Annotated in this window: 5 protein-coding genes; all 5 read left to right on the top strand. The window is 61.3% G+C overall.

The window, feature by feature from the left end; translation table 11 throughout:
* Window positions 1-766 (top strand): chemotaxis protein CheA (locus VJ698_RS16970; protein WP_324103973.1); only part of this gene is annotated, 766 nt, incomplete at its 5' end.
* A 59-nt stretch (window positions 767-825) separates the two neighbouring features.
* Entirely contained in the window at window positions 826-2499 is a 1674-nt protein-coding gene (locus VJ698_RS16965; RefSeq protein WP_324103972.1) for a methyl-accepting chemotaxis protein, read from the top strand.
* A 12-nt stretch (window positions 2500-2511) separates the two neighbouring features.
* Window positions 2512-3081, top strand: coding sequence for a chemotaxis protein CheW (locus tag VJ698_RS16960; protein WP_324103971.1), 570 nt, complete (start codon window positions 2512-2514; stop codon window positions 3079-3081).
* A 51-nt stretch (window positions 3082-3132) separates the two neighbouring features.
* Window positions 3133-3939, top strand: coding sequence for a CheR family methyltransferase (locus VJ698_RS16955; RefSeq protein ID WP_324103970.1), 807 nt, complete (start codon window positions 3133-3135; stop codon window positions 3937-3939).
* Between the two features lie 4 nt (window positions 3940-3943).
* On the top strand, window positions 3944-4452 hold a 509-nt coding region (locus VJ698_RS16950), incomplete at its 3' end, for a chemotaxis protein CheD (protein ID WP_324103969.1).

Raw genomic sequence — 4452 nt, 5'->3', positions numbered from 1 at the left:
GCGCACGGCACGCGGCAAGCCGGCGCAGGGCACGGTGCGCCTCAACGCCTACCACGACTCGGGCAGCATCGTCATCGAGGTGAGCGACGACGGCGGCGGCTTGAAGCGCGACAAGATCCTGGCCAGAGCGATCGAGCGCGGACTGGTGGAGCCGGGCCGCAGCCTGAGCGATGCCGAAATCTTCAACCTGATCTTCGAGCCCGGCTTCTCCACGGCGGAGAAGGTGACCAACCTGTCGGGACGCGGCGTGGGCATGGACGTGGTCAAGCGCAACATCACCGCCTTGCGCGGCACCGTGGAGGTACAGAGCGAAGAAGGTGCGGGCACCACCGTCATCGTGCGGCTGCCGCTGACGCTGGCCATCATCAACGGTTTCCTGGTCGGGCTGGGCGGATCGACCTTCGTCATTCCGCTCGACATGATCGAGGAATGCATCGAGTTCTCCCACGAGCCGGGCCATGACTACACCAACCTGCGCGGCGAGGTATTGCCGTTCATCCGGCTGCGGGAACTGTTCGAGGTCGGTGGTGCGCCTGTACGGCGCGAGAGCATCGTGGTGGTCAATTACGCAGGGCAGAAGGCCGGGCTGGTGGTTGATACCCTGCTCGGGGAATTCCAGACGGTGATCAAGCCGCTGGCAAAGATGTTTGGGCACGTCAGGTGCATCAGCGGATCGACCATCCTGGGCAGTGGGGAAGTGGCTTTGATTCTTGATGTACCGATGCTGGTGCAAGAGGTGGCAAATCAGGACACGCAAGTAGCCTGAGCACGGAAGCTGCTCGGCAAGGCCGGGTAGTTATAAATGGGATTTTGGGAGGAGTGAACATGTTCGAAAACATGAAAGTGGGAACAAGGTTGATTGCCGGCTTCCTGTTTGTGTCGATTCTCGGCGCGATTGTTGGCGGCGTCGGGATTTTCAACATGAGCAAGATCAATGAGGCAGCGGATCGCTTATACGAAAGAGAGCTGCTTGGGATTTCCTACGTCAAGGAAGCGAACATCGACCTGATTTATATCGGTCGGGCGGTGCGCACGCTGGCGCTGGCGCCGACCATGGAGGAGAGGAAGAAAGCGGTGGACGCGATTCAGAAGAGCCGCTCGCTGATGAAAGAAAACCTGGACAAGGCGCGGCCCACGTTCTTTTCTGAAAAGGGCAAGGCGAAGCTGGCCGAGTTGGACCGCATGTTGGCAGATTACGACAAGCTGATTCCCGAGGTGATCCAGAAAGTCGAAGACGAGAAGCTTCAAGAAAACAGGGAGAGCACGCAATATATCTTCAATACCTTCATGCCTCAAACTACCGGTGTTGACGACAAGCTGACCGAACTGACTCGCCTGAAAGAAGAAAACGGCATGGAGGCTGCCAAGGAATCGGGCGACCTTTATCACGAAAGCCGCCTGTTCATGATCCTCCTGGTCGCTGGTAGCGCGCTCGCGGGCATTGCGCTGGGTATCCTGATTACGCGCAGCCTGACCAAACAGCTGGGTGGCGAGCCCTTTGTCGCAGCCGACATCGCGCGCCGCATCAGCGAGGGCGATCTGACCGTCGATGTGACGGTCAAGACCAACGACAAGACCAGCCTGATGTTCTCCATGAAGGCGATGGTGGAGAAGCTGTCGGAAATCATCAGTGAAGTGCGGGGGGCAACCGACAATATCTCCAGTGCCTCCGAACAGGTGTCGGCAACGGCCCAGTCGCTGTCGCAGGCCGCGAGCGAACAGGCGGCCAGCGTCGAGGAGACCAGCGCTTCTGTCGAACAGATGACTGCGTCCATCGCGCAGAACACCGAGAACTCGAAGGTCACCGACGGCATGGCGACCAAGGCCGCGCAGGAAGCCACCGAAGGCGGCGCGGCGGTCAAGGAAACTGCCGCAGCCATGAACCAGATCGCCAAGAAGATCGTGATCATCGATGACATCGCCTACCAGACCAATCTGCTGGCGTTGAACGCAGCGATCGAAGCGGCGCGTGCCGGCGAGCATGGCAAGGGATTTGCCGTGGTGGCGGCGGAAGTACGCAAGCTGGCCGAGCGCAGCCAGGTCGCGGCGCAGGAGATCAGCGAAGTGGCCACCAACAGCGTGGAGCTGGCGGAGAAGGCCGGTCATCTGCTCGATGCGATGGTGCCGAACATCAAGAAGACCTCCGACCTGGTGCAGGAAATCACGGCGGCGTCGGAAGAGCAGTCATCCGGCGTCGGCCAGATCAATACCGCGATGACGCAATTGAGCCAGGTGACGCAACAGAATGCCTCCAGTTCCGAAGAGCTTGCGGCGACCGCCGAGGAGATGAGCGGCCAGGCCGAACAGCTCCAGCACACGATGAGTTTCTTCAAATTGGATACCGGCAAGCAGGTAAGTGCAGTGATCTCGGCCGCGCGCAAGTCCGCCCGCGCGGGCAAGGCTTTCGGCGCTCTGCACGCGGACATGAAGTCGGCGAACGCGACGCTTGCGCTCGTCGGTGACGGCAAGGTCGACGAAGCGCAGTTCACGCGTTTCTGACGGAGGATGGCGATGAACGCAGTCATCGAAACCAAGGCGGCAACGGATAAGCAGGCGGCCGCCAACCAGGCGTCCGGGCAGACGCAGTATCTGACCTTCATGCTGGGCGGCGAGATGTTCGCCATCGGCATCCTTGCCGTGAAAGAGATCATCGAGTACGGCGGCTTGACCGAAGTGCCGATGATGCCGGAGTGCATACGCGGGGTGATCAACCTGCGCGGCGCGGTGGTGCCGGTGCTGGATTTGTCGGCACGCTTCGGCAAGGCAACGACGACGGTCACCAAGCGCACCTGCATCGTGATCGTGGAGATCGAGAATGGTGGTGAGCAGCAGGTGGTCGGGGTGGTGGTCGATGCGGTCAACGCCGTGCTCGACATCGCTGCGGCGGATATCGAGCCGCCTCCGGCCTTCGGTGCCAAGATCCGCACCGACTTCATCGAGGGCATGGGCAAGGTCAACGGCAAGTTCGTGATCCTGCTTAACCTCGGGCAGATCCTATCGCTCGACGATATCGCCGCCCTGGCGGATGTGAATGCAATGGCGCAATCGCTCATCGGCAACAGCACAGCCGTCGCCGCATAGAAAGGCGTCTTCGCAGCAAGAAGCAGCACGCAGGATGCAAGACAGGCCAACATGAACACGAACAGCCTCACCGACCAGGAGTTCAGGCAATTCCAGCGCTTCATCTACGAGGCGGCAGGCATCCACCTGTCGCCCGCCAAGAAAGCGCTGGTGGCCGGGCGGCTTGCGAAGCGGCTGGCCCATTATCAGGTCGACAGCTACGGCGCATACTTTCGCCTTCTCGAACACGGAAGTCAGCCGGAGGAAGCACAGGTCGCGGTCGACCTGCTGACCACCAATGAAACCTATTTCTTCCGCGAAGCGAAGCATTTCGACCTGCTGCGGGAGTTTGCCCGCGCCGCACGTAACCACATGCGTCCGGTGCGCGTGTGGAGCGCTGCGAGCTCGACCGGCGAAGAGGCCTACAGCATCGCCATGGTGCTGGCCGATTGCATGGACGGCGCGCCTTGGGAAGTGTTCGGCTCGGATATCAGTACGCGCGTATTGGAGAAGGCGCGTGCCGGGCATTACCCGATGGAGCGCGCCACGCAGATCCCGCAGGCTTATCTGAAGCAGTATTGCCTCAAGGGCATCGACAACCAGAAAGGCAGCCTGCTGATCGATCGTACACTCCGCAGCCGGGTGCAGTTCGCGCAGGTCAACCTCAACGCACCGCTGCCGCAACTCGGCACCTTCGATGTCATCTTCCTGCGCAACGTCATGATCTATTTCAGCAGCGAGACGAAGCGGCAGGTCGTGGCCCGGATCCTGGCGCAGCTGAGGCAGGGCGGACTGTTCATCATCGGCCATTCCGAGTCGCTCAACGACGTTACCGAGGCGGTCGAAAGCGTGATGCCTTCCGTCTACCGAAAGCGCTGAGGCCATGTTGACGCGCACGTCCTCCAAGGTCGAGGTCTTCCTGCAGCCCGGCGACTATTTCGTGGGTGATGCGTCCTGTCGCATGCGCACGCTGCTCGGCTCCTGCGTGTCGATCACCTTGTGGCATCCCGGCCTGCGCGTGGGCGCCATGTCGCATTTCATCCTGGCAAACGGCGGCAGGCGGCGCACATCGCTGGACGGGCGTTATGGCGAGGATGCGATGGCACTGATGCTGCGCGACCTGAAGCGTGCCGGCGTGGAAGCGGAACAGTGCCATGCCAAGATTTTCGGTGGTGGCGACATGTTTCCCGGCCAGACCAGGAATGACGTGCTCAAGATCGGCGAGCGCAACGGCGAGGCGGCGCGCGCGCTGCTGCGGGCGCACAAGATCAAGCTGGTTTCCGAAAGCCTGTTCGGGGTGGGGCACCGGCAGATCGTGTTCGACGTCAGCACCGGCCATGTATGGGCGCGCCAGGTCAATCCGGTCGATAGCGGCATACGGGACAACAGGAA

It is taken from the genome of Noviherbaspirillum sp., from assembly GCF_035254685.1.
Taxonomy (GTDB): domain Bacteria; phylum Pseudomonadota; class Gammaproteobacteria; order Burkholderiales; family Burkholderiaceae_D; genus Noviherbaspirillum.
The sequence above is the reverse complement of the archived record's forward strand: the minus strand, read 5'-3'. Positions and strand labels throughout refer to the sequence as shown.

What these genes read in the sequence shown, in the direction of transcription:
- VJ698_RS16965 (WP_324103972.1), top strand. Translation starts at nt 826, where the DNA reads ATGTTCGAAAACATGAAAGTGGGAACAAGGTTGATTGCCGGCTTCCTG.
- VJ698_RS16960 (WP_324103971.1), top strand. Translation starts at nt 2,512, where the DNA reads ATGAACGCAGTCATCGAAACCAAGGCGGCAACGGATAAGCAGGCGGCC.
- VJ698_RS16955 (WP_324103970.1), top strand. Translation starts at nt 3,133, where the DNA reads ATGAACACGAACAGCCTCACCGACCAGGAGTTCAGGCAATTCCAGCGC.